Source organism: Pseudomonas trivialis, from assembly GCF_001439805.1.
In the GTDB taxonomy this organism is placed as follows: Bacteria; Pseudomonadota; Gammaproteobacteria; order Pseudomonadales; family Pseudomonadaceae; genus Aquipseudomonas; species Aquipseudomonas trivialis.
Map to the genome: position 1 here is coordinate 59407 of NZ_JYLK01000018.1, position 24812 is coordinate 84218.

Below are 24812 nucleotides of genomic sequence, written 5' to 3' on the forward strand. Positions count from 1 at the left end.
AGATGGGCGTAACATTGGCTTCCCGCCTGATGATTCCCTGCATAGGCTGAACCTAACAGGCAGCCAAAATTCATACAAGCGCTTTTATGGCTGAATGCCACCTACGGCAGCCTATAAACTCGGTCATGGATGCGCGAACGCTCAAACTGACTGGCGCCTGGGCGACTTAGGAGGTGTCTAAAACAGGGTCAAACACCTAAATATTGAAGAAATCATCTTCAAAGGCGTGACTATCATCGATAGTGAGAACCACGTGCCGCGTCACCAAAGCCTGCGTAGAGGCAAGCAAAGCGGTCAACGTAGGTAAACGGCGTCTGGGATGAAGTACATGCAGGCCTCAAAACTATCGAGCAATCAATTACCTCAATGCTCGGTTTGTCACCAATCTCCAACCTCAAACTGGTTAGTAGTTCAGGTGGCAAGTCGAAGCTCACAGACTGCTTCTGGCCGAAAACGGTCTGCCTGGTACGGCGGCTTCCGGACAATAGCAGACCTTAGGCAAGGCCCGCCGCTGGTCAAAAACTTAGTCACCTAAAATTTACAAAAATTTAGCTTCAGATACTAGAATACGTACGCTAAAAGGCCCGTTTAAGTTAACCAATCCTCGAATAACGTCTAACTTCAATTTCGCCGTAACCACTCCCTCAGCCCCTGATGCAACCTCGTACTCGGAAAAGCACAAATACAAATAATTCCCATCAAAATAATAGCACTGATCGTCTTTAACCGAGTCAAATGAACTATCAAAGCTTTGTGTAGAGAACCAAGACTCCGCAATCCTATTTATTTTTCCTTATAGCCTGCACGAAATAGGTCTTTAAATTCAACAGGCTCTCCATTTTTGAGATTTAAATTTATACTTCGAACTTGGTTGGCCGCGCCAGCTGCGCCGTGACCATAGTAGGTGCCTTCAACGAGTACACTTAACAAATCCCCCTCTAGTGATGAATTAACTAACTCCATTGTTAGATCTTCTGTGCCGTCGTAATTTTCGTTCACTCCGACCCTGTCCTTTATATACTCATTTATTTTCTTCTGAAGAGTTTTATTGTCGAGGCCCGCCACCTCAATGTAATCTAGCTTAATATGTGCATCATCTACATTAGTTCCAGGCGTTTTGTCTGCTATCCATCTTTCTAGCCTCAAGTCTTGGCTGCTGAACCCCAACAGGCTTCACAGAGTTATTTGCAATGGCCTTCGACTCATAGATTTGCAACACTCGCAGGCCTACCCAAGCCATAAGTCCAAGAATTGCTATTGACCAAGTCAACCATAGTAGTGACCTGACGACTTGAAAAGAATGCTCCTTGGTCAGTTTAGAAATAAACGCTGACTTTAGAGTTTCTCTGAATATCAACATAAGAATACCTACGCAGACTCCACCAAGACCTGTCGTAGCAAGTAATTTTTCAAGAATCGGTGAGTCCATATGAAATTCCTGGTAGAGGGGTTCCAATCAATTATTAAGTTTTGAAACTAGCTGCAGCCAATCCGATCACAACTTTCCTTCGTCTACGTGCATTGTGGATTTTGCCCGGGAGGTTGATATTGGTTGCTCGCGTTGGCGTTGGCGAAAGAAGCGAACTATTTGAGCGCATCGTTAGGGGCGCTTTTTAGTGGCAATGATGCTTAGAGCCGCTCGAGCTTACTTAGTTTCTGAACTAGCAACCTAGCCCCACTATCATCCACGAATTGCTCATACAAGACGGTGCTGTCTCGGAAGTGGTTGTCTATGCGATTCAGGACACCCCTTAGTGCTGCGAGCATATCCTCGACTGCAGCTCTGCTGATGCCGCTGAGAGGATTGGAGTTTCGGTTACTAAAGTAGTTGTGATCTTGATGAGCTATACGTTTGTTGCGATGCTCACGTGCAAACTCTGATGCCGTTACTGCCCTAGTGCAGAGATCCTGAACCTCCGCCCTCAGCGCGAAATCAGTGATGAGTGGTGAAAGCGATAGCACAGTTAGGTTCTTGTTTTTTCCTGTACTAGGTGGGTCCGTCATACGTGACACGCCAAGAAGTACGCTATCCCAAAGCTCATCTTGCACGATTTTAAAGAATAAGCCAGCCGTTCTATTGAGCAGTTGAACTGTGTCAGCTGAATCTCCAAAAAGCTTCCGATACTGCTGCCAGAGAACATGAAGCTCTACGAGCTCTCTATAAAGTTCGTAGAAATTAGCACCGAGCTCTTGTCCCATCGTGGAAATATAATCGGCACGTATTTCATCCATGGATCGCGTTACCATTGAGTGCCCTCTAACTACCATTTGGCGACATCATTCCCGCGCTTAAGCGCGGCAGGGATGCTCTATAACGTTCCCTGTCGTCCTCCTAGCCGTTTTCTAGCCTGGTGGGAATCACAGCGCGATATAGCCCAGGGAGAAACACGACACGGATGACGCCAAGCTTAGCTGCGCTAAGGTCTCAGTGCTGGAGGTTGACGCTACCTATTTGCTACTAGTCTGTCCAGCTGCTGCTTCTGGCCGGTAGCCGCCCTAATGAGCGAAAGCCCGCAGGTCGATGCCCGCCGCCTTAATCATCTCAAATCGCTCTTCCAGAGCATTCATTGATGTAACACGTACATCGGCAAACCAGTCACAGCAGTGTTACATCAGATAAATTTTTTAAAATTATATGCTTACGAATGAACGTACCACGCGTAACACCCGTAACACCCGTAACACCCGTAACACGATTTTATTAGGGCATCCCCGCAGCCCCATTACTATTGCTCCTCCAGCGAAGCGAGAACGATCATAGTCTTAGTTTTGGATCGATGGTGGGGACACTGGCTCATTCTTGAAGGTACGGGGCATAGAACCCGCGCGTTCGTGTTAGCGGCTGGATTTTTTAAGTTGGTTGACACCCATCACCATGGTTGACGCAATGGAGGTGTTCACTATCCGCAAAAAATACAGCAACCTTTACCGAAGCTGTAACGATGGCCCTTTTTCTTCAAGATCCTTTCAATTTCAACGATTGAAATTACAGTAACTTCCGGCACCTCCCACTAACTCGATACCACGGGTTTCATGCCCCGTATCTCAAAGAATGCTCCAGGGTCCCCAGCGATATATCGGCCCTACCCTCCCAACAGATTCGGCGTTATTTTCTCCGGCTACCCATCGGAGAAGGAATCACCATGTTCTTGCGCAGAGACAAACCGCTGAAGGTCGAGCTAGTTACGCCGATTCACCTGACCGCAACCTCAGCTTCCACTTACCTTGGTCCGTTAGATAAACCTGCCGCCGAGGAGGCAATAACCAATACCGACCTGGCGTTCAAGCTGGTCACCTTTGGAGCTTTAACATCGCAAGCCGCGTTGGTGATCATCGGATACTCACTCCTAATCGGTAAGCTCCAACAGTTCGGCATCGACCCAAGCGAGCTATCCCTGAGTACCCCCACGCTGCTTCTGTATGGGTACACGAGCCTGTTCTCTGGTGCATTGGGCGTAGCGGATCGATTGCCCATCATTGGCCCCACGCTTGTGGCAGTTCCATTTGTGGTCATTGCAGCGCTCTTCGTTGCGGCGATAACGAGGAAGCTTAAGGCGAGTGTGGTGGCTGGGCTTGCTTCGTGGATGGGAATCGCCATGTTTGTCGTCTTCTTCGCTCCTGGTGTCGGTGTTCAGTACGGCAGCGGGACAGGGCTTGTAGACTTCAAAAAATATACACAGCTAGAAACCGCTGGCGAAATTGATGCAGTGGACACCGTGGTAACCGACAAAGGCGAACGCTTGGTAGGCCATTTGATCCTGGCAGATAGCAAAAGCACGTTTCTACTTGTGGGCAGAACTCTATTTAAGCTTGACGGCACGACAGGCCGCGTAATCCGTGAGACGGAACTGAAACAACGTCCTTCCGAGATGGAAAAGCTCCCACCAAAGGCGTAAATCCAAGCGCAGCAGAGAGGGCCATGTATGCCCACGTGTATGCCTAACCGACACACGATCTCAGATACCCAGTAAATACGGGCCTATTACCGCTCAGTTCAAACGACGCCGGGGCACCAGATATAGATGAAGAAGCCTCAGGTCGAAAGGTCTGGGGCTTTTTTGTGGGTGCTATCCCAGTACTCAAAGAAAGGTCGCAACTCCTGGGTGATTAGAGCCGTACGCAGGCCCCCTTGAGACCCGGTCGTCGCAAGCGCATTGCTTGTTCCGCTAGAACCCGCCCGTTAAACGCATAATTTGTTGCAGGTTAGCGCTTGACGTGCGCCACCTTATTATCGTTTGGTGCGATGCTAATTTATTGAAAATTCAGGTAGTTATATGCTGATTATTTTCTCGCTAATAAGCGCTGTGATTTTGGCGCTCGCAGCAAAAGGCGCTGCCTCGTTGATAAATGAAAAGTATGATCGCAACATTCAAGGCAAGCATTTGCACATGGTTGTTCTGCCATTAATAATCGCTTTCGTTATTTCTTAGCCCCAAAACTTACAATTTGTTTTGGTGGTTATTAATTTCTGCTGACTGAAATACGAAAATCAAGAGTTCCTCACAGAGTCGCATTTCAGAACGCCTCGCTCACCGCCAGGCGATTCACCGCCCTCGCACCCCCTCCAACAACCCCGGCAAATCCTCCTGCGGAAACCGCTCATGCAACGCCAGCAGCTTCTCATCCGCCGCCCTGCTTTCCCCCGCCTCACGTAGCGCGACAATCTCCCGCACCCCCTCCTCCAACGTAGGCCCCGCCACCGGCGCGCGCTTGCTGAGCTGTCGGACGGCAGATTGACCCACCATTGCACTCTCATCCCCGGGCGCCATCGCAATCCGAGCCATCGGTGCCTGCACAGAGAACGTAGCGGTAGATATCTCGTTATGCGCCACCGGCTCACGCATCACCACACCCACCATCAACGCCAGCCCGGCCACCGTGGCGAATGCCATTTGCCAGCGCGGTTGTTTGCAGACGTTGCGCCAGCGTTGCCACACGCTCATCTGCGGCGCTGGGGCCTCACGTCGGGCGGTGTTGAGGAGAAAGGCGTCGAGGGCTGCAGGCGGTTCGCCTGGGCTGTGTTGGCGATAGTGCTGCAGCATGTCATCGGGATCCGGTGTAGCGCGTTTGTCGGTCATGCGGTGATCTCCTCGGCCAGCAGGCGGCGCAGTTTCTGCTGGGCGTAGCGCAGGCGGCTTTTGACGGTTTCCAGCGGGGCGTTGGTGAGGGCGGCGATTTGCGGTATGTCGAGGTCGCCGTGCAGGCGCAGCAGGAAGACTTCGCGCTGGTCGTCGGGCAGGCCTTGCAGGGCGGCGTCGAGGCGGGCCTGATCGCGGCTCAGGCTCAGTTGCTGTTCGGGGCCGGCGTCGTGGTCGGGCTGGGCGTGCAGTTGTTCGTCGTAGCTGTCGTGCAGTGGGCTGTGGATGCCGTGCTTGCGCCAGTGGTCGATCAGGCGGTTGCGGGCAATCTGGAACAGCCAGGTTCGAAAACTCGCGCGGCCCTGTGGCTGGGTGGTGCTGCGGATCAGGCTCAGCCAGGTTTCCTGATAGATCTCTTCGGCCAGTTCGGCCTTGTTGCACAGGGCCACGAGAAATCGGTAGAGGCCCTGGCGGTGACGTGCGTAGATCGCTTCGAACGCGGCGGCGTCACCGGTTCGGTAGCGGGCCAGCAGCGATTCGTCGCTGGGTGAGGCAGCCGGGGTGGGCATGTGCGTGGCGGGCTCCTGTTGTCGCGGCGTGTCAGTCAGGCAATTCAGTGAATGGCATACCGCTATCGGGCGCAAGCCCCCTCCCACACTGGATTGTGGAGGGCCGGGGGATTGGCTTAACCGAGCGTGTGAATGGTTCGCTCACTTGGGTCAGACGCAGCAGTTCATAAAGTAGGTTTATTCGCTGGTCAATCTGGATAAATCCCGAGCTGGGTGGCAAGGCCAGCAGCACCGGGGTCGAGAGTCGAAATTAAACACTGCATAAACATGCTACGCCCATGCCCAACCGTCCAAAGAAGTCTTGTTTGGACACATATCCACCTTTGGAAACTCTTTTCCGGACTGGCAGTTTTACCCCCCTGCACAGGGAATCTGCGGCGTCGTTCAAGTAAGGAAAGGTGACAGCACCCAACGGAAAATACCATCGTGAGAATAGATTTCAGCGCGCCCTTTTATGCCTATCAACCGTACGTTCAACCCGCTCTGCGATCGTTCAAACGGTTGCCTGGAACACTCTTCCGGCCATTTCTCCAGCCGTTTATTCCGCACCGCTATGTGCGCAGGACGCCCCTCCCTTATGTGCAGCCAAATCACCGCCCGCACCCTCCAACCAGCCGTACTCGCAACACCAACTACGACCAGACCCTGCGCCGGGACGATCCGCACGCGGCCAGAATCCACAAGCGCTCGCTTGACAAGCAGCAAGCCGTGGAGCAACTCACCCGGGACACGGACAAGTGGCATGACTGGGATCGGAACGGCAAGACTGAAATTGCCTATACCTTCAACACCGATGAGCGACGCTTCAACGAGGCTCAAAAGCGGGATGCCAGGCGCTCCATACAGTCCTGGAGTGATGTCGCCAACCTGGCGTTCACCGAGAGTGATCACCAGAGAGAAGGTCGGTTGAGCTTCGGCATTTCCAGAGACGTCGGCACTGCAGTGGGCCTTTTCCCCGGCGGTTTTTTGTACAGCGGCAATACGCTTTACAACCCAAGCCGGGTGACACGCCACGATCTGACCCACGAAATTGGTCACACCTTGGGGCTGACTCATCCGGGCCATTACGACGGGCGGCACGGGGCAACGGCGCCTGAACATGTACAGGACTCCAGAGCTCACAGCGTGATGAGTTACTTCGACGCCGAACACTGCGGCAAACAGCTCGCAGAACGGCCGAAAGCGCCGATGATGGACGACATTAGCGCCGTGCAAAAAAGGTACGGGGCCAATCATCACATTCGCCGGGAAGACAACACCTACGGCTTCAACTCCAATAGCGGCAGGGATTACTACTCCCTCCGAAATTACCGGGACAACGCCGCGTTCTGCATCTGGGACGGCGCGGGAAACGACACGCTGGATGTCTCGGGTTACGGCAACGACCAGGTCATCAACCTCAGGGCGGGTTCGTTCTCCGATGTGGGGGGCTTGCGAGGCAATGTTTCTATCGCGCGCGACTGCGCCATTGAAAATGCCATCGGCGGATCCGGCCATGACGCCTTGATCGGTAACGACGCCGCTAACCGGCTCACGGGCGGTGGCGGTGCGGACCGGCTGCGCGGCGGCAAAGGCGCCGACACCTTCGTCTATAAACGCGCCAGCGATTCTACCCCTGAAGGCCCGGATGAAATCATGGACTTCACCACCGGCGTCGACAAAATGGACCTGCGCAGCCTGGAGAACGAGGCCAATACACACCTCAAACTCGTCACTGCCTTCACCGGGCGCGCCGGCGAAACCATCGTCAGTTTCGACCCGGCTATCAATCGCTATTTCGTCGCCATCGACCTGACCGGCACAGGCAAGCCAGGGTTCAGGGTGAACAGCACGCAATTGATCAAGCCCAAGGACATCCTGGTGAAATGAAGCGCAAAAGCCTGCGCTGACCCGGCGGCCAGGCAGGGCTTTTAAAACACGTCAGTCGGTGCCGTATTTCGGGTTACGCGGGCCGTACAGAATGCCGGTGCGTTGCCCTGCCGACAGCAGGCGAGCACTGGTGATCCCGGCAATCGGGTGCGCCGCATCGGTGGAGCTGTTGATCACCTGCTTGACCGCCGCCGTGATCAGCATGCCCACCAGGCCGCCGCCGTTGTTGTTGCCTTCCTCGCTGGACGCACGCGCCGCACCGGTCCACAGGGTGGTGCCGGTACGCAGGTCGACCAGTTTGGCCGAGGCCGTCACGGAGGTGTCGCTGGAGATCAGCATGTACTTGGTGCCGTACTCGCTGACCGTGATGTACAGCGCTGCGTCGGCACCAAAGATGTCATGCAGTTTGGTGGGCGGCACGGCCTGGATATCGTTGGCGGTGGTCAGGCCGTTCTGGCGGAAGGTTTCGTCCACCAGCGCGATCGGCAACACGTAGTAGCCAGCTTCGGCCAACGGGTAGGTCACCTGCGACACCAGGCTGTAGGAAGCCTGCACTTCCGGCGACTCATTGATCGGCGGCAGCACCAGGATCGACTTGGGCCGCGCCTGTTTGTAGGCCGTGTAATCAATGGTTTTGGGCGCCGCGCAACCGCCGAGCAAAGCCAGGGCCAGCAAGGCGCCGGTGAGTTTCAAGAGGTTCATTTGAGGGCGACTCCGGCCTTGGCGTTTTTCAGCAGAAAGTCCATGTAAGCGGCGGACTCAGGGAACAAGGCCTTCTCGGTGCGAAATTCCTGCACCATCTGGTCATCCTTGCCCATGCTCAGGTACAGCATGCCCAGGTGGGCGTGGTAGCCCGGCGGCGCCTTGCGGCCACTGGCGTTGATCTTCTGCAGATCGCGCTCCAGTGCCTCGACTTGCGCCTCCTTGGGCTCGCCCTTGAAGTACTCGTAAACCTGCGGCTGGTAGCTTTCCCATTGATACAGGGGCTGGGGCGCCGTCTGGCACCCGGCGACCGCTGCGATTGCTGTCAGCATCATCGCCAACTTCACTGCCTTGCTCATCCGTGTACTGCTCCTTGTGGTGTGGCTGATCAGTTGCGCGGGTTCCAGGCGCCGGCGTTGATGCCGTCGACCAGGCGGTTGATCGCTTCGCGCATGGCCAGGTCCAGCACCTTGCCATTGAGGGTGGAGTCGTAGCTGGCGGTGCCGCCGAAGCCGATCACTTCACGGTTGGACAGCGCGTACTCACCGGCGCCCTGAGTGGAATACACCACTTCGGACGTGCTGATGTTGACGATATTCAGGGCGACTTTGGCGTAGGCCACCTGGGTTTTACCACGGCCGAGAATGCCGAACAGTTGGCGGTCGCCGGTCTCTTTGCGACCGAACTCGGTTACATCGCCGGTCACTACGTAGTCAGCGCCCTTGAGCTTCTGCACGGTGCCTTTGATCGCGGCTTCCTGGGAAATTTCGCCCATGTTGTCGCGGTCCAGCACGTTGAAGCGGTTGGTCTGTTGCAGGTGGGTGATGAGGATGGTCTTGGCCTGGCCACCGAGGCGGTCGACGCCATCGGAGAAGATGCCGCGCATGTAGCTGGAGCGGTTATCGAACTTGCCCACGGCAATCGGCACGCGCACGCCGGAATAGGCGATCTTGGCGCTGGCGACCTGCTCCACCGGCATCGCGCGGTTGCTCTCGGTGGCGCAACCGGCCACGGTCAACAGCGCTGCGGCGGTGAGGCCAGACAGCAGGATTTTGGAGAGTGTCTTCACGTGTTGCTCCTGAAATGGAAAATCGGCAGAGCTGAAGCCTGCGGCGATTCCGGGAGGAGTAACACGTGCGTCTGCATTCATCCCTGAATCTGTAGTGCCGCAACGGCTGGCGCATTTTACGGAGTTAAGGGGGGTTCTCAAGTTGTTTCGCGCGGATATGTGAACCCTGCACAACTTGCAGAACATGAAAACCCACAGGCTTACTTGAGCTCCTTCACCAGATACTGGGCGGAGATCTGCGTGATCCCGGTCAGCGCCCGGCGCAAGGCCTCGGGGTCGGTGCGGTAGGTCAGCGGCGTGTAGCCATAGACATTCTGGCCATTGAACGGCGTGATGGTCTCAAACGTGCGCCAGATCATCTGGTCGCCACGGTCCATCTGCGCAATCACCGAAATGGTCGGGTAGATCACGCTGCTGAACCCCTGGGTCAGGCGAAACCCCCACTCGGTCACCGTCAACTGAATCTGCGCATCGGCGGGCTCATCGTCACCCACCACCTTGAGCGTTGACGTCTTGCCCAGCGCATCGACAAAGCCCTGCTTGAGCAACACACCCACGTCGATGTTTTCGGCGTCCATCACCGTCAATATCGCCGCCGGCGTCGACATTTCAGCCAACTGCCCAAGCTTCATGCCAGCGGCAAACCCGGCACCGCTCAACGCGGCCGTCCCCACCCTGGACGCCCCGCTCGCCATGCCCACACCGGCACCCAGCCCGGCCCCCAGCGCCGCGCCCCAGGCCTGTTCACGACCGAAGTACACCATGTTCTTGCCCCACTTCACGGGCAGCACTTTCACGGTTTTAACCTGCGCGCGGTTTTCCGGTGTGAGCGGATGGCTGACGCAGCCGCCGAGGATGAGGGTGGTCAGGAGAATGAGGAGAAGGTTTTTCACGGCAGTCCCTGGGTGTTTTGGGTGTTTATGGTTGGATGCGTTTCATGCATCCAGAGTATGTCGGCAACTGTTTGGAAGACTGTAGGGTTGAAAGCTCTCGCCAATAGAGCAGCGTTTTGATGCCTTGCAAAAGCAACCCGCTAAAAAATAGAATTTCTACAGATCAGCGACGCCAAATGGCAACTGCCACGCTTGCCGATGTTGGCTTTTTCGATGTGTTCGCGCACCAGTTGCGTCAGGCGGTTGGGGCTGAATCCTTGGCCCTGCTGGGTCAGGAACAAAACGCCATTGCTACCCGAAGTGCCGTAAGGGACTTCTTGCCCATTTTTATAACTGACTTGTGGGCGAGCTCCGGCACCAAGATTAGCGCCGACATCAATCTCAGATTTTTGGGGCGTGGGACGAACAGGTGTCCCAGTAGAGGCAAGGTCATCTACCTTTCCGGCAGCGCCACCATTTGCTTTTGCACCAATTCACCTTTTCTCTTTGAGGTGATTTCGCCACGGCATAAGCAAACCGTCCAGCAGGACTCGATCAATAACACCGTCCTCAATAGCGCCAACGAAATTAGTATCTAACTGAAACTCAAAGGAAAGACTTTTTTTTTCAGATAGCTTTTTTACGGCACCTACCAGCGCCTCTACGTCATCTAGGTTTTTTGAGTCCATCTCAACAGGAAGCATGTTTGGCGGCAAAGTCGAATAAATCTCCAAAATCCCACCTACTACTTCCGCGCCACTTTCGTCTATCTCGTCAATAAAACTTAGCGGAGTAACGCTCCATATTCTTGACGCAGCAACCTCATTCACAAACTGCTGCACATTAGATCTAATAGACGGGTCCAAATCCTGAGCCACGTAAAAAATTAACTTTTGCTTCGCAAGCTCTAGCGGCATGGAATGCATTACTCAACTCCTTTTTTCGGCGGGTATGCCGGGAGAGCTGACCCTGGACCGCCCGGATTATATATAAATCCTCTTGGCATATGCGCGTCCAGATGCCGTGTATCAGGCAGTGGCACAGTAGGAGATATCTTCACCTAGGTCACCAACCTGCTGATTGGTTAGCTTCGAAAGATCTTTACCTCGGGTGGCTGAAAACAGATCAAGTGTCGTACCCGACGTAACGGCTCCACCTGTCTGACCTAGCCCTTTTGCACCAACTAACTTCTAGCTCTTTACTGCTTCAACCCCAGCAGGTGCTTAAATGGCCCTTCATCCAAATCAAGCCCCATATCTAGAATCAGCAGAACAGCCTCTCTATATTCTTCGTCCGTTATAGAAATATCATATTCGCAAATATGATCGCACAATATCTCAAAGGCTAGGTTCTCTTCGCTATACGCGACGTAATCCAAGGCGCCTTGGAGAAGATCGGAATTTAATCGACCTTCAAATTTTTTCCCAAACCTAATGATACGATCCGCAAACATAAATCCTACTTGATTGATTTGTAAGGTGGAATTGGAGCATCATCAGGAAATGCAGTAACAACCTTTCCTGTAGCCAGCTGATATACAACTCGCATTCGTACGCCATCACGAGTTTCATAAGCGACCCATTTAGCAGCATCTCCTTTAGCTGTATAAGCACCACTGGTTCCAGTTTGCGCGTACCACTTAGTACTCGGAGATGTTGTGATATCGCCGACCGCGTCAACAATCTTATCTCCTGACCAACTTTCAGGAAAAACTGTCTTCCCTTCCTGTCCCGGCCACATATGTCCACCACTGCCTGGCTTATCACCGTACAAAATATGTTGCTTTGCTTCAGGAGAAAGAATGTCAACGTAGTCCTTTCCAAGTCCTTTTGCACCGAGTAGTGAATATTAATCAATCGACTCGATCTGGAAAACCAAAGTAGAAAAGTCGACTACCTCAGTACCGCCACTACACTCCAATTTTGTTATGCAACCCTCCTCACTTATTACAATTCCTGCGTTCCCAACCCAAGCCTGCACGATATCGTTCACACGCCATATATTCCAGACCTTTAGTTCGCAAGCTTTTTTGGACACCACCGTAAAAAAAACTGACTCCGGGCTAGTATCAGACCATAAAATTATTTCAGAGTGACGCTGGTTATTTACTTCTAGCTCGCCCTTTACCACTTTTAAACGCAGTCCAGACACCAGCTGTTTAGATGATTTCAACCTTCGAGCCAAGAATCTGCTTCGGCCTGCCCTAATCTTTTTTTGAAAAATCGGGTGCGCAAGCCCCTCAGCAACTTCAATAGGAGCCCCTCGATTCCGCTGAAAAATTGAAGACAGTGTTTCCGTCATTTATCAATATCCTGGCTTTCGGTAAGGATCGACAGCGGCGTGATCTTGCGGCCAACGAGGAACAAAGTCTTTCCCTCCATCCCGAGCAGGAATGGGTTCGTGACTCAACTCCACCTTTATCCGCATTATATCGCTGCGGTGCGAGCCCCTTACTCATTCGATCAAGGTTCTCTGATCCATATGTACTCGCAGCATCGGGAGCAGATGCCTCGTTTTTCCAAAACCTAGCCCGGACAGCAGACCAAGAAGGGTCGTTACCTTTAGCCGTTTGATTATAAACATCATCACCAACCTTCCATCCATTCTTCACGGGCGGACTGTCGATCTGGGCAGGTGCTTTTGCACCAAATCAATCTACGAGATTAAATCTCCGGATTATTTTTTTAGACAAAGCACTTGCACTTTTCTCCATGGAAATAAAACATCCCTCAAAGGATCCACTAGTCAAAATTAATGTATTGCCTTCATAACAAGCTGAAACCAATACTGAATACGGGCCAAATCTACGGGCTTCTTCTTTGATCCTCAGAGTTCTCAAGACGACACTCACAAACTCTTCGAACCTTTCCTCCTCATAATCATCGAAAAATATGAAATGATTAGTTTCAGAACTTGACTCGGAGAATCGAAACATAAGATTACATTCCCAAACCATCATTAACAGACGTTCGAGAAGACTGTGACTTTTCTATGATCTTCGACCACAATTCATCTCCTGATAGACCTTGCCCAGAATATTTATTCACAATTTCACTCCAAGTTCTATTTGGGTCAGTCTTATTCAAGGAGTCAGCCAATGTCCTGTTAGACATTAACTCTCGTGCCGTTGACCTCAAATCATTTCTCATATCAAAAGCCTGCTTCGCCTGTTCTTCCAAGGAGGCGCTACTGTTAATTCGAGCTGGGATTTCTGCTTCTTTAGACAAATACCAAGCTCTAGCCTCTCTATCAGTTAAGTTTTTTGGCTGTGCTAGATCATCCCACCATTTAGCGTAAGACGCAGAGTCGTCTATCGCTTTTACACCAATCCCGCCGCTAAAATCCCCAGCGTTCTCTACCACAACCCCATTAAACGTAGTCGTAGTCGTTCCCGACGCATAACCATCAGAAAGCCTTCCGCTAAACTCCCCCTCAGCGCTGAACCACGGAGGCGTACCCGCCGAGCCCTTCGCCGCCACCTCCAACTCAGCCTTGGCAACCCTGGCCGTAACCTTCTCCGCCAGCAAGGCACCACCCTTCACCAGCCCGGCGCCATCAGCGAGAACGCTCGCCATATCAATCAAAAGCTTGCCGGTTTCAACCCCAGCCAGGTATGAACCACTGGCCCCGGCTTCTTCGTAGTGCATCTGCAATTTATCAAGGCGGTCGATGTACGATTGCTTGACCGAATCCCAAACACCACCGCTCTCGACGACGGATTTCAGAGCCGAGATGGTCTCTGTAAAGTTACCGGCCGTGTGCACAATGCTGTCGATGGATTCATTCAACCCAATAGCCGCACCTGAGAGTGCACCTGCTGTAAAGACGGCATCCTGCGAAATATCGATTGCCAGCCACTTGGTAGCGGTACCTGTGCGGCATCCCACACCCGGGCAAGCCGCCATTTCCGCATCACGCTGAGCTTTCTGCTCCTCGCTCAGATAGTTGTTCTGAACCGCATTTGTCCCCGCCTGCGCCCCCGTAACCGCCCCGCCCAGATCGCCTCCCGCAATCCCACCGGCCAACCCCGCAGCCAAACCGGACAACGCCGACACGGTCTCCTTCTGCTCCTGCGTCAGATCCGCCGTTGCCACGCCCGGATACATCTGGTGCGCAATGTACTCACCCGTCGCTGCGCCAGCCCCGCCTGCCAGTGCCGAGTTGCCTTGCGCCTGCGCGACCACTGCACCCAGTACGGCATGCGCCATGGTGTTGAGGGCCGCGTTGTCGCCGGTGGTTTTTTTGATGACTTGGGCCAGGTACGGCGCCGACGCGCCGGCGATGGCGGAGCCGATGTCACCGCCGACCAAGCCTTGCAAGGCTGCTGTTACGGCTTGGGCGACGCGGGGGTAATCGCCGCCGACGCCGTAGTCGGCCATGATTTTTTTGTACGCGGCGCTGGCGTGGATCTGGTCGCTCGTTGGGTTATCAATGTTTTGCCTGGCCAGTTCTTCGCGTGCCGCCTTGTTGGCGTTGAGTTCGCCCTGGGTGTGGACGATATCGACCGTTTGCGTGCCAATGTCCGCGATAAGCTGCACCTGCCGCAGGCGTTTCTGCTCTTTCTCCTTATCGAAAATCGGGCTGATGCTGCCGTTGGCGTGTTCGACGTCGTGGCTGAGCGTGGCGACGTCCTGCTGTTGTTTGGCAGGGTCGCGGATGTCGAGGGTGCCGTTGGAGATGGCCGAAGAGGTGGTGCCGCTGTCGCTGTCGCCGTGGTTGAAGGCGATCAGGGTGCCGGTGGGCATGTTGCTGATGAAGGCGCCGGAGCCATCACTGCCCGTGCTGACGCTGGCGCTTTGCAATTTGCTGCTGTACTCGGCCTTGTTCTTCAACACGCTCCAGCCGAGGGTACTGGTGCTCAGACGGTTTTTGTCCGGCGTGGCGGTGCTGGCGATCACGCTGCCGTCGAGTTGGGTGTGGTTGCCCACGTCGACCTGGTAACCGCCCTTGCCGGCGAACAGGCCGGTTTGTTCCTGCACGCTTTGGTATTTGGAGTCGAGCTTGCTTTTGCTGACGCTGAGGTTGGCGCTGCCGCCTGAGCCGATGATGGCGTAGCTGACGCCGGCGCTCGCATCGGTCTGCCTGGACTTGTAGTTGTCGCTGTCTTGCAGACTTTGCAGCGTGAGGTCGCGGCCGACGGTGGCGGCGATTTTGTCAGCGCTGACCTGCGCGCCTTTGAGGGTCGTGTCGCGCCCGCTGGTCAGGTTGATCTGGTTGCCGGCGTCCAGCGTGGTCTCGGTCCAGGTGGTGCCGTTGCCTTTTTCGTTGCCTGTGCCTTTGTTGGCATTGGCGAAGATACTCAACCCGCCGCCGTCAGAGCCTACGCCCAGGCTGATGCCCACCGCCCCGCCGCTGCTCTTGTTGTTGCCCTCGAGTTTCTGGTTGTTGGCTGCCGCCTCCAGGCGAATGTCGCGCTCGGCGGCCAGTTGCATCTGGTTGCCGGCCTGCAGCTTGCTGCCTTGCACACGGATATCACCCGCATCCCCGGGCGTGCCGTTGCCGTCGGCCACGATGGTGAGGTTGTTGCCGGCGGTGAGGCTGCTGCCCTGGCTGAGGGTTTGTTCCTGAGTCTGTTTGGACTCGGACTTTTGTGAGCCCAGGGAGAGGCTGATGCCCACGAACTGCGCGACGTTTCCGCCGTTGATGCCCCCGTCCTTCTGCGCCGCCTGCCACGCCTGCACACCGGTCAAGCCGGCCTTCACGCCTTGCAGCGCCGACAGGCGGGTGTCGTCCTCGTTCCTGGCCTGTTTGGCGGTCTGGTAAGCGCTGTCCACCGCGCTGCCCACGGTGCCGGACAACGCCAGGGTCAAGCCGCTGGATTTGCTCTTGGCGGTCTGCTCACTGCGGTTGTTGTTCTCGGATGCCAGGATGCTGACATTCTGCCCGGCCAGGCTGATGTCCTTGCCCGCCACCACGTCGGAGCCACGCACGGTCAGGTCCTTGCCGGCCTGGATGTTCACGCTGCCCAGCACGCTGCCAACATTGCTGGCGCGGGTGGTTTCGGTGCTGCTGGTGGTGGTGTTTTTGTTGCTGCTGGAACCTAGCGTGACGCCGATACCGCCGGTGCTCAGCAAGCCCGATTTTTTGACCGAGGACGAATGGCTCTGCTCGAAGCTTTCGGTCGCGCCGTCGATCAATACGTTGCGCCCGGCCTGCACGCGTGTGGCGTGGGTGGACACCACATCGCTGGCCGTGGTGCCGATGTCTCGACCGGCACGCACCACCACCGTGTCGCCGCTGATGGAAGAGCCTTGCTGGGCGATCTGGTTGCTGCTGTCGATGCGTGTCTTCTGGCTGCTGGAGAGCAACCCGCTACTGGTCTTGGTTTTGCGGTAATAGCTGTAGTCGCTGTTCTGCGCGGCGTTCAGCGCCAGGTCATTGCCGGCGTACAGGTAGGCTTGCTGGCCGGCACTCGCGCGGCTGGCCGTGGCGGTCAGGTCGTTGCCAGCGCTCAGGGACAGGTCGCCACCGGCCACCAGCGAGGTGCCCACCTGTTGAACGTGGTCCTCTTTGCTGGTGACCTTCTTCGAATTGGAGGCCGAATGCTGCTCATTGGTGACCGCGCCCAGATTCACATTGCCGGTCGCCGCCATCGCCAAATCACGCGTGGCATTGAGCTGACTGCCCACCGCGCTGATATCGCGCCCCGCCACCACATGCAGATCCCGGCCCGCCTCGACCACCGAGCCCTGCTGGGCCAGGGTGCTGAAGCTCGAGCGGCTACCGATGTTGCCGCTGTTCAGGGTGTGCGAAGCGCTGACGTTGACGTCGCCCTTGGCCTGGACGATGGTGTCGGCGCCGCTCTTGAGTGCGCCGCCGACGTTGTTGATGTTGCCGCCCGCTTGCAGGGTGAGCGCGTTGGCCGCCTCGATGCGCGCGGCGTTGTCGACGAAGTCGCTGCGTTCGGTGCGGTAGCCGCTGGCGCTTTGGTGAGTGGTGACGGTGCGCTGGTTGAGCAGGTCGGCGCCGGCGGCGAGGTTGACGTCGCGGCCGGCAAGAATGCCGCCGGCACGGTTGCTGAGGGTGTTGCCGCTGAGCAGGTCGAGGCGCCCTCCGGCTTGCATCAGGCCACTGTTGGTGAGGTTGCCGCCGGCGTTGGCGAACAGGCTGCTGGTGGCGCGCAGGGTGCCGACGTTGTTGAGGTCGGCGCCGGCCATCAGGCTCAGATCGTTGCCGGAGATCAGTGCGCCGTTGGGCGCCAGGCGGTTGCTGGCCTGGGCGAGGTACAGCACGGGCACCAGCACTTGTTGGCCGGCAACGGTGGCGTTTTCCAGCCAGACAATATCGTGGGTCAGCGCCGCGACCTGCTCGGCGGCGAGGCTCACGCCCACGGCCAGGTTGAGCGCGGTTTTGCTGGCGACGGCGTTGTCCATCAGGCGCTGGTACAGGGCGGCGTCGCTGGTCAGGCCATCGATGAACCGCTGGCCGGTGCGGGCAAGCACGGCTTGCTGGATCAAGCGTTGTTCGTAGAAACCGTCACCCAAGCGCTTTTGCACCAGATCCGGGTTGAAGCCCAGCTTGGCCAACAAGTAATCCGAACCCAGGAACTGACGCATATCGGTCAGCGCCGGGTTGGTTTCGATCAGGTACTTTTGCGGGTTGGCTGCGAACTGGCTGCTGGGCAGGCCGCTGGCGCCGGTGCCGTCGTTGAGGTGAAACAGACCGTTCTGCCCGGTGGGCAAGCCAAAGCCGGGCAGGCCGAGGGGGTTGACCTGTTGCTGGGCGACGTCCGGCGGCAGTTGCGGGTTGAGGCTGACCAGGGTGGCGTAGCCCGGCGCGCGAGTGTCGGTTTTGACGCCGCTGCCCACGTAGGTGTAACCGCCGCGCACCACGCTGTTGTCGATGCCGGCCTGGGCTTTCACATTGACGGCGCCGCCGGCCTGGATCACCGCTGCGTAACGCTGGTCGGAAGGCGCCAGCTCGGTGGTCTTGAGGGGCACCCACTCGCGCTCCATGGTGCCGATAAAGGCAGCCATGGCGGCCTCGACGCCGCTCATGTTGTTGGGGTCGTAATTCGCCCCGCCGATGGAATAACGCTGGTTGAACGCGGCCGCAGGCTCGGCCCAGATTTCCGGGTGACGGCTGCGCTCGGAGGCAAAAATACGTTCGCTAAGGGTGTCGTGGGTCACCAGGCCCACGTTGTTCAACTGGTTGACGACGGCAGTCAGGTTGCCGCCGGCGGCGATGCTACTGCTGCTGTTGAGCAGCTCGCCACCGGTCAGCAGCATGTTGCCGCCCGAGGTGATGCTGGACGCCGCGCTGGCTTGCGTCACGATCAAGTGCTCACGCTGGGCAATCAGGTACGGGCGGTTTTCCTTGCCGCCGTCACAGTCGCCGCCCGTGACATTGAAGATGCACGCGGTGGGCGTGATGGAAGCGCTGTAGATGCCCGATTCGCTGGTGAGCAGCGTGCGGATGTTCTGAAGGGTGCTGGCGGCGAGGGTCAGGTTGGCGTCGGTCTGGATCGTCGAGGAACTGTTGACGATGCTGTCGGCCAGGCCGCCCTGGCCGTCGCGGTCGATGCGCAGGTTGCCCAGGGCGTAAATGTTGGCGGCAAGGTTTTTCAGGCGCTCGACGCGCAGGCTCATGTCGCCGCCGCTGAAGATCAGGCCGTTGTCATTGAGAAGGCTGGCGGCGGTGACGGTCGTGGCCCCGCCGCTGCCGAGGGTGCCGAGGTTGTTGACGGCTGCGGCGCGCAGGCTGAGGTCGGTGGCGGCGGTCATGCGGCCGCTGTTGTTGAGCGTGCCGCCCAGGGTGAGGTCGAGGGTGCCGTTACTGGCCACGGCGCCGGCGGTGGTCCAGTCCTGGCCGCTGCCCACCAGCCGGGTGCCGGCCAGCAGTTTGCCGCTGGCGGTCTGGTTGAGGGTGCCGACGTTGACGGTCAGGCGCTCGGCCTGGATCGTGCTGCTGTTGGTCCAACGGGCTTTGTCGAGGGTCAGGTCGCCGTGGCTGACCAGGCTGCCGCCAACCTCATCGAGGTTGATGCCGCTGAGGTCGAACACGCCGCTGCCCACATGCAGCACGCTGCCGCCGGTGTTCTGGAACGCGCCGGCAGCAAGGCTCAACGCGTTGTTGGCCGCTTCCAGAGCGCCGCTGTTGCTCAACAGGCCGCCGATGACGTAACGCGTTTGACCGGCGCTGCCCAGTGCCCGCATCTGGCCGCTGTTGCTCAGGCTGGCGGCGCCCACATCCAGCGTGGTGGCGCTCTCGATCAGGCTGCGGTTGTTGAGTGCGCCACGCAGGCTGACATCGATGGCCTGCCCGGCGATCTGCCCAGCGTTGTCAACATCGCCGCCACGCAACGACACACGATTGCCGGCGAACACCGCGCCGGTACCGTTGCTGAACTGGCCGGCGTCGATCAACACATCCCCGGCTCTGGAGGACAGCCGACCACCGTTGTTGTCCAGGCTGCCGGCGCTGAGGGTGAGGCCGGCGTTTTCGCTGTGGATCAAACCGTTGCTGCCGTTCTGCAGCAGGCCGCTGGTGGTGACCGTCACGCCGTCGTTGGCGGCCAGGGTGCCGTTGTTCTGATTGTCGAGACTATTGGCGAACAGGCTCAGCAGGCCCTGGCTGGCGAGCTTGCCGCCCTGGTTGTCGACATGGCCGGCGCGCTGGACCAGCAGCGGCCCGGCGCTGGCCAGTTTACCGTTGCGGTTGATCAGGTCACCGAGCAGGTCGAGGGTAATGGCCGCGCCACTGGTGAAGCTGCCGGCGCTGTTGTCCAGGGCCTGGCCGTGCAGCGCGATGGCGCCGCTGCTGTCGATCGAGCCGCTGGCGCTGTTGTCGAGCAAGCCGCTGACGTTGAGGGTTTGCGCGCCGTCGCTGGAGATCATGCCGGCGTGGCGATTGTCGAGCTGGGCCGTGTTGACCACCAGCGCGTTATCGCTGAGCAGACGGCCCTGGTTCTGGTTATCCACAGCCGCCGCGTTCACCGTCAGCGCCTGTTTGGCACTGAGGGTGCCGCCCTGGTTATTCAGCGTTTGGGCGGCCGTGGCGCTGAGCGCGCGGTTGGCGATCAGCGTGCCGGTGTTGGTGATGCGCTGGGCGTTAAGGGTGACGTCGCCGTTGGCATTGCGGGTGTTATCGGCATTGACCCCGGCTTCGACGATGCCGTTGTTGGTCAACTGGCCGTTGCTGGCCAGGCTGATGCTGTCGCGGGCGGCGAGGGTTTTGCTGTTTTTCAGCTCGCCGCGGGTTTGCGCCTTGAGCGTGCTACCGGCGTAGACCGCGCCTTTGGTCTCAAGGCTGGCCGCGTTGATGTTCACCGCGCCGCTGGCCGCCGCCTGGGCCATGCTCAAGTGGCCGTTGGCATCCAGCTGGATATCGCCGCCGCTGGCGGCCAGCGTGCCGTCGAGCTTCACGCCCACGCCAGCCTCGGTGCCCACCAGTTTGATTGCACCGGCGTACATGCCGCCCAGGGCCGACGAGTCGATGGCCAGCTCCGGCTTGGCGCTGCCGTCATCGGCGCGCGGGGTGGCGTTCAGGGTTTTGGCGTCGACGTCATTGCGCCCGGTGATCACGTTCAGCTCGCGTGCATTGATCTGCGCGTTGATTTTGGCGGTACGGGTGATGATCTCGAAACGGTCGACATTGCTCGCGTTCAGGCCCTGACCGTCGATGGTTACCGCGCCGCCGTCGACCTGATAGCGCTGCAACTGGCCGCTGGCATCGAGCACCGGCTTGCCGGTGGTCAGCGTCACGTTCGGCGTGTTGATGAAGCCGCAGCCGCTGCAGGTAACGCCATACGGGTTGGCCACGATCACCTTGGCCGACTGCCCCGCCACCTCGGTGTAACCGCGCAACTGGCTGGGGCTGCCGCCGTTGACCTCGTTGAGAATCACATTGGCCGCGCCGGCCTTGAGGTTAGGGTTGCCGACAATGATCCCCCCCAACTGCGTGTTCTGCAGCGGCGCGCTGGCATTGTTGAGGATCACCCCATTGGGGCCGACGTTGTAGTCGCTGAACTGGTTATGGGACAGGCCGCTGCCATTGGGCGTGGCGATATTCACCACCGGCACGCCATTGCCCGCCTGGCCGACCGTAGTACCGGGCCCGCTCACCACAATCCCCTCGGCCTGGGCCAGCAACGGCTGCCAGAACAGCACGTTGGCCAGGATCAAAGCCAAGCCACGTTGGCACAGGCGTTTCAGGGCAAAAGCGGGGCGAGCGTCCATATTCAAAATCTCAAGGCGACGGGGCGATAGAGACTGTTCGATCCGTCGAAACTTATTGGGTGGCACACAGGCATCGAACTTGCCGGGTCAAGTGCAGGGCCGAGCGGCTGGGCACGCAATTTTTTGATTAATAACAACTTCACATCACCGTAAAGATGAAATTCCGGTTGTTGGACGCGTTATTCCGACAAGCGGCAGCTGTATTGAGGGCAGTTTGTTTGCGGGCTGGTAATTAGTTGCCATTATTTAGCCAGCAAACTGCCGTCGAGATAGGTTAGTACCGGGAAGGTTGGAAAAGTTCTTGGGGGGATTGTGAAACAGGTCGCAATTGGAGGAGTTCGGTTGTTAACGAATGGGATGTATATCCAAATGAGAGAACGGACTGTCCATTTGGATTTGCCATGTTTCCTCCTTGCGTGCTTTTGGGCTGAAGACTTATAGTCCGCCGGTCGTCCAACAGGGCGATCGGATTTGGCGATCCGTTGACCGTATGCGAAAGCGTTCTGCGTGCTTGCAGGGGCTTGCGCACCCGCATCGCTGCTTTATGGCAGCTGTGCGTGGGAGACCTTCGGGTCTGCCGGAACTCGGTCCCGGTTCGCCAACCTGCGTACAGCTGTCACCCATTCGTTTGGCGACGAAAGGCGACAGCCTCACTTACTGACCGAGGTTGTACCCATGAATAGATACATGCCCCTAACCGGCCACGACTGCACCGTCCCAGCGCTGATTATCGACACCCAGGCACCGCTGGATGTACTCCACGACGCCGCCGTATACCGCATCCGCGCTGTTACCCAATTGCTGGAAAACCTGGCGTTTCGCGATCAATTGAGCAGCGATGCGGTGGTGCTGCAAGATTTTGCGCAGTTGCTGGCAATTCCGCTGCGCGATGGGTGTGATGTGTTGGATGTGATCAGTCGCAGGCTTAATGCGGATCCGGCCTGAGTGAAAGTCGGGCGGCCGTCGTGTCGCCCGTTTTATGCGTGAACTGCACGACTGAATAATCTGTGGCCTGTCGCGTGCTGCGTTATCAACTTAGGCAGCACACCCGCCTCGGGGAAATAATAAAGTCCTTCCTTTCAATAAAATGGACTTACGCTTTCCGTCATAATTTCTATTGTTTTAAATCAGTCATTAGCTTCTCTATCGCTAATTCGAAAGCATGCTGCAAAGCGCCACGGAGAACTTCAGGGTCTGTTGCGTACTGCTGAGGTGTGTACGCCAAGGTATTTCCGTCACTGAACGCTGTGATCGTTTCGAAATTCCTCCAGACTGCCACGTCCCCGCGCTTCATGGTCGCAACAACGCCAACAGTGGGATAAAGCTCTGAGCTATAATTTTTCAGGGCAAAGCCCCACTCCGATATGACAAATTCCATATGGGCGTCCGCTCCGCTGCCCTCTGGAACAACCTTGAATAATTGCTCAGCCGTGATCCGAGCCTCCAATTGCTGCTTAAACAATTGGCCCGGATCTATTTGATTGCGCTGCAAGTTCAACAAAATGGCCTGACGAGGACTTAAAGCCCCGCCATCTGCTACTTTCGCGCCCATTGCCACACCCGCGCCAGCCATAGCACTGGTTGCGACTTTGGACGCACCCGACGCCATTCCCACAGCCACTCCGGCACCCGCACCCAGGCCTGCACCCCATGCCTGATCCATGCTGGTGTACTTGAACTGCTGCTCAGGGAAAGAGGCTGGCAAGACAGCGAGAGTCTTAATCTTTTGGCGGTTCTCAATACTCAGGTCTTTGGTGGCACAACCACTCAGTAGAAATAACGTACAAAAAGCGGAGAAAAGAATTTTCATTTTTTATATCCCTGAATATCTGAAATCGATTATATTATTGCTCACTATCAACAAACGCAGCCAACTTCAAAAGAAAACCAGCTTCTCCAATCTCGCCGATCATTCACTGGATTGCCGTTGCGGAAGGGACCAATAAGCAGCCGCCCATGTAGATATTCCTGCCAACACAAAACTCAAAAATACAGGAAACATATTCCTCATCACTCCATATCCTTCAACCTTACCTATAAAGAAAAAAACAATACCAAACATCCATGCAGCCGAAACAGTGGCGGCTACAATTGATATTACCCAGTGCACATTAGCTTTACGCTCAACCTTGAGGAAAACAAGTGAAATTGCTAATGCTAATGCCGGAAAAAGAAAGATCAACTGAGCCATTATGGGCACGGTAACAAAAAGTGAGAAGACTTCCGCTCCTCTCACCTCTCCAATTAATGATGAATTTTCAAGTACAGTAACCATTATCGAAATCAATATAAAAGGCACCGCTACTAATCCCGAAAAAAAAGGGCATAGCAGGAATGCGAAAAAAACTTTTATTCGAGGATAGGCGTTTAACGTCATGGTGCAACTTCCTGGTTGATGTCACAAAAATATTAAGTTGCAACCAAAATCAGAACTGATTTTGTAATTAACCATAGTCACGCTTTCGTTCACAACTCACATTGTTAGCTGGGATTTTTTCTCGTTTTTGTAGGACCTACGGTGTGAAATACAGTCACGCAGCCATTTTCCTGAGGATATTATCTAAGTGACTAGTCATGAATCGAAATATGTTGAATTATTTGGTCAGGCGCACGATCTAGAGACGCTCGATAGTCTGTAGTAAAACTAATACCAAGCTGAACACCACCTTCCCCCTCAAGGAGAAATTCATCATCCGCGTCGTTAAACAAGAGCCCTTGAGCAGTTTTTCTGACCTTTTAAATCGAAGGCAGGTTTTTTATAGCTTTAATTAAATTACCCATTAATTCCGCCTTTAAACAAATGATCAAAGAAAGGTCGACGCAGTTATTTAAAGCGCTTTCCCAGCTCAAGTTAAAAAATTTGTCCTATTTTGCACTTTTTGCCTTATTTAAAAATGAGGAGGAAAGATTTATGAGGCTTTTTTACTGTCACCTCGAACTCGAATAAATCTGCCTCCTTTCCTCGGCTCTTACCCGTTCAGACGACGATGATGTCACCGGAATCCAAATAAATCGAATAAGACTCATAACCATCTGCAACATCCGGCTCCATAGTAATTTTCGCTCCCGTGCTGAATATTATTTGTAATGTATCAGGCTCGACTTCCTCAACAGACTCAACGTCCATTAATAAAAAATCTAATAAAGGCGCACTGGTAGACGAGTCATTAAATTCGCGCTGCCCCACGATGTCGTCAATTTCATATTTCAACCCGGCTTCTACACAGAATGAAACTTTATAGGGCGACACACCAGCGAATGTCTGCGGCCTTGAAAAATCAAACCTCGTGATACGCACGCCAAAACAAACCATTTCCAGATAACAGCCAGAAAGCAGAGAAAAATCAAAATCATCTGACAAGGTGCTCATACGTCCCTCTAAATTAATCTATAAACGTTCAGCGACGAACGGGGGGTGAAGAATCAGGAGGAAGCGGAATATGCGTGTCTCCCTGACCGATCCCAGGCTTCCCAGT

20 protein-coding genes and 1 pseudogene are annotated in these 24812 nt (G+C 55.9%); 3 read left to right on the plus strand and 18 right to left on the minus strand.

What is annotated here, in order from left to right; all coding sequences use genetic code 11:
• Window positions 1–538: 538 nt before the first annotated feature.
• The 4 genes from TU79_RS27080 to TU79_RS21565 form a co-directional block, all read right to left on the minus strand.
• The gene (locus tag TU79_RS27080; protein ID WP_139136842.1) at window positions 539–787 is read right to left on the minus strand and encodes a DUF3298 domain-containing protein; all 249 of its coding nucleotides are present in this window, start codon (window positions 785–787) and stop codon (window positions 539–541) included.
• A complete protein-coding gene (locus TU79_RS26135; RefSeq protein ID WP_139136841.1) occupies window positions 784–999 on the minus strand; it encodes a hypothetical protein in 216 nt (71 codons plus the stop codon). The genes TU79_RS27080 and TU79_RS26135 overlap by 4 nt, the downstream gene beginning before the upstream one ends.
• 103 nt (window positions 1000–1102) lie before the next feature.
• Window positions 1103–1429, minus strand: coding sequence for a hypothetical protein (locus TU79_RS21560; RefSeq protein WP_057009895.1), 327 nt, complete (start codon window positions 1427–1429; stop codon window positions 1103–1105).
• A gap of 200 nt (window positions 1430–1629) precedes the next feature.
• Window positions 1630–2232, minus strand: coding sequence for an AbiU2 domain-containing protein (locus TU79_RS21565; protein ID WP_197675633.1), 603 nt, complete (start codon window positions 2230–2232; stop codon window positions 1630–1632).
• Between the two features lie 911 nt (window positions 2233–3143).
• Here TU79_RS21565 and TU79_RS21570 point away from each other — a divergent pair.
• Window positions 3144–3896 (plus strand): hypothetical protein, encoded by a 753-nt coding sequence (locus tag TU79_RS21570; protein WP_057009896.1) that lies wholly within the window; start codon window positions 3144–3146, stop codon window positions 3894–3896.
• A 648-nt stretch (window positions 3897–4544) separates the two neighbouring features.
• Here the strand turns inward: TU79_RS21570 and TU79_RS21575 are convergent.
• Together TU79_RS21575 and TU79_RS21580 are read right to left on the minus strand one after the other, a co-directional pair.
• The gene (locus tag TU79_RS21575) at window positions 4545–5078 is read right to left on the minus strand and encodes a hypothetical protein (protein ID WP_057009897.1); all 534 of its coding nucleotides are present in this window, start codon (window positions 5076–5078) and stop codon (window positions 4545–4547) included.
• Window positions 5075–5647 (minus strand): RNA polymerase sigma factor, encoded by a 573-nt coding sequence (locus tag TU79_RS21580; protein ID WP_057009898.1) that lies wholly within the window; start codon window positions 5645–5647, stop codon window positions 5075–5077. Before TU79_RS21580 ends, TU79_RS21575 begins: the two co-directional genes overlap by 4 nt.
• A 426-nt stretch (window positions 5648–6073) precedes the next feature.
• Between TU79_RS21580 and TU79_RS26140 the strand changes: the two genes are divergently transcribed.
• Window positions 6074–7516: a M10 family metallopeptidase C-terminal domain-containing protein gene (locus TU79_RS26140; protein WP_231986891.1), complete on the plus strand. Its 1443-nt coding sequence runs from the start codon at window positions 6074–6076 to the stop codon at window positions 7514–7516.
• Window positions 7517–7567: 51 nt separating this feature from the next.
• Here the strand turns inward: TU79_RS26140 and TU79_RS21595 are convergent, their stop codons facing one another.
• The 9 genes and pseudogenes from TU79_RS21595 to TU79_RS21635 form a co-directional block, all read right to left on the minus strand.
• The gene (locus TU79_RS21595) at window positions 7568–8218 is read right to left on the minus strand and encodes a DUF799 domain-containing protein (RefSeq protein WP_003238713.1); all 651 of its coding nucleotides are present in this window, start codon (window positions 8216–8218) and stop codon (window positions 7568–7570) included.
• Window positions 8215–8577 carry a DUF4810 domain-containing protein gene (locus TU79_RS21600; protein ID WP_057009901.1) on the minus strand — a complete coding sequence of 121 codons (363 nt, stop codon included), beginning with the start codon at window positions 8575–8577 and terminating at the stop codon, window positions 8215–8217. Before TU79_RS21600 ends, TU79_RS21595 begins: the two co-directional genes overlap by 4 nt.
• 29 nt (window positions 8578–8606) lie before the next feature.
• Window positions 8607–9287 (minus strand): CsgG/HfaB family protein, encoded by a 681-nt coding sequence (locus tag TU79_RS21605; RefSeq protein ID WP_057009902.1) that lies wholly within the window; start codon window positions 9285–9287, stop codon window positions 8607–8609.
• A gap of 200 nt (window positions 9288–9487) precedes the next feature.
• Window positions 9488–10180, minus strand: a complete 693-nt coding sequence (locus TU79_RS21610) for a hypothetical protein (RefSeq protein WP_057009903.1) — start codon at window positions 10178–10180, stop codon at window positions 9488–9490.
• A 473-nt stretch (window positions 10181–10653) separates the two neighbouring features.
• Entirely contained in the window at window positions 10654–11085 is a 432-nt protein-coding gene (locus TU79_RS21615; protein ID WP_057009904.1) for a hypothetical protein, read from the minus strand.
• Window positions 11086–11357: 272 nt separating this feature from the next.
• A complete protein-coding gene (locus TU79_RS21620; RefSeq protein ID WP_057009905.1) occupies window positions 11358–11612 on the minus strand; it encodes a MafI family immunity protein in 255 nt (84 codons plus the stop codon).
• Between the two features lie 5 nt (window positions 11613–11617).
• Window positions 11618–11986: pseudogene (locus tag TU79_RS27085) on the minus strand (EndoU domain-containing protein); the annotation flags it as partial.
• A 21-nt stretch (window positions 11987–12007) separates the two neighbouring features.
• Window positions 12008–12460 (minus strand): hypothetical protein, encoded by a 453-nt coding sequence (locus tag TU79_RS21630; RefSeq protein ID WP_057009906.1) that lies wholly within the window; start codon window positions 12458–12460, stop codon window positions 12008–12010.
• Window positions 12461–13098: 638 nt separating this feature from the next.
• On the minus strand, window positions 13099–21336 hold the full coding sequence (locus TU79_RS21635) for a hemagglutinin repeat-containing protein (protein WP_231986889.1): 8238 nt from the start codon (window positions 21334–21336) through the stop codon (window positions 13099–13101).
• A 687-nt stretch (window positions 21337–22023) separates the two neighbouring features.
• Between TU79_RS21635 and TU79_RS21640 the strand changes: the two genes are divergently transcribed.
• Entirely contained in the window at window positions 22024–22281 is a 258-nt protein-coding gene (locus TU79_RS21640) for a hypothetical protein (RefSeq protein WP_057009907.1), read from the plus strand.
• Window positions 22282–22450: 169 nt separating this feature from the next.
• Here the strand turns inward: TU79_RS21640 and TU79_RS21645 are convergent, their stop codons facing one another.
• The 3 genes from TU79_RS21645 to TU79_RS21650 all read right to left on the minus strand — a co-directional run bounded on the left by TU79_RS21645 (window position 22451) and on the right by TU79_RS21650 (window position 24706).
• Complete coding sequence (locus TU79_RS21645; protein WP_057009908.1) at window positions 22451–23146, minus strand: hypothetical protein; 696 nt, start codon at window positions 23144–23146, stop codon at window positions 22451–22453.
• 99 nt (window positions 23147–23245) lie between these two features.
• On the minus strand, window positions 23246–23713 hold the full coding sequence (locus tag TU79_RS26145; RefSeq protein WP_139136812.1) for a hypothetical protein: 468 nt from the start codon (window positions 23711–23713) through the stop codon (window positions 23246–23248).
• A gap of 600 nt (window positions 23714–24313) precedes the next feature.
• Window positions 24314–24706: a hypothetical protein gene (locus tag TU79_RS21650; protein ID WP_015373461.1), complete on the minus strand. Its 393-nt coding sequence runs from the start codon at window positions 24704–24706 to the stop codon at window positions 24314–24316.
• Window positions 24707–24812 lie beyond the last annotated feature (106 nt).

Bases quoted from the DNA above. Each gene is read 5' to 3' on its own strand.
- TU79_RS21560 (WP_057009895.1), bottom strand. From the start codon at position 1,429: ATGGACTCACCGATTCTTGAAAAATTACTTGCTACGACAGGTCTTGGT.
- TU79_RS21575 (WP_057009897.1), bottom strand. From the start codon at position 5,078: ATGACCGACAAACGCGCTACACCGGATCCCGATGACATGCTGCAGCAC.
- TU79_RS21645 (WP_057009908.1), bottom strand. From the start codon at position 23,146: ATGAAAATTCTTTTCTCCGCTTTTTGTACGTTATTTCTACTGAGTGGT.
- TU79_RS21635 (WP_231986889.1), bottom strand. From the start codon at position 21,336: ATGGACGCTCGCCCCGCTTTTGCCCTGAAACGCCTGTGCCAACGTGGC.
- TU79_RS21640 (WP_057009907.1), top strand. From the start codon at position 22,024: ATGCCCCTAACCGGCCACGACTGCACCGTCCCAGCGCTGATTATCGAC.
- TU79_RS21615 (WP_057009904.1), bottom strand. From the start codon at position 11,085: ATGCATTCCATGCCGCTAGAGCTTGCGAAGCAAAAGTTAATTTTTTAC.
- TU79_RS21565 (WP_197675633.1), bottom strand. From the start codon at position 2,232: ATGGATGAAATACGTGCCGATTATATTTCCACGATGGGACAAGAGCTC.
- TU79_RS26145 (WP_139136812.1), bottom strand. From the start codon at position 23,713: ATGACGTTAAACGCCTATCCTCGAATAAAAGTTTTTTTCGCATTCCTG.
- TU79_RS21580 (WP_057009898.1), bottom strand. From the start codon at position 5,647: ATGCCCACCCCGGCTGCCTCACCCAGCGACGAATCGCTGCTGGCCCGC.
- TU79_RS21595 (WP_003238713.1), bottom strand. From the start codon at position 8,218: ATGAACCTCTTGAAACTCACCGGCGCCTTGCTGGCCCTGGCTTTGCTC.
- TU79_RS21620 (WP_057009905.1), bottom strand. From the start codon at position 11,612: ATGTTTGCGGATCGTATCATTAGGTTTGGGAAAAAATTTGAAGGTCGA.
- TU79_RS21570 (WP_057009896.1), top strand. From the start codon at position 3,144: ATGTTCTTGCGCAGAGACAAACCGCTGAAGGTCGAGCTAGTTACGCCG.
- TU79_RS21600 (WP_057009901.1), bottom strand. From the start codon at position 8,577: ATGAGCAAGGCAGTGAAGTTGGCGATGATGCTGACAGCAATCGCAGCG.
- TU79_RS21650 (WP_015373461.1), bottom strand. From the start codon at position 24,706: ATGAGCACCTTGTCAGATGATTTTGATTTTTCTCTGCTTTCTGGCTGT.
- TU79_RS21630 (WP_057009906.1), bottom strand. From the start codon at position 12,460: ATGACGGAAACACTGTCTTCAATTTTTCAGCGGAATCGAGGGGCTCCT.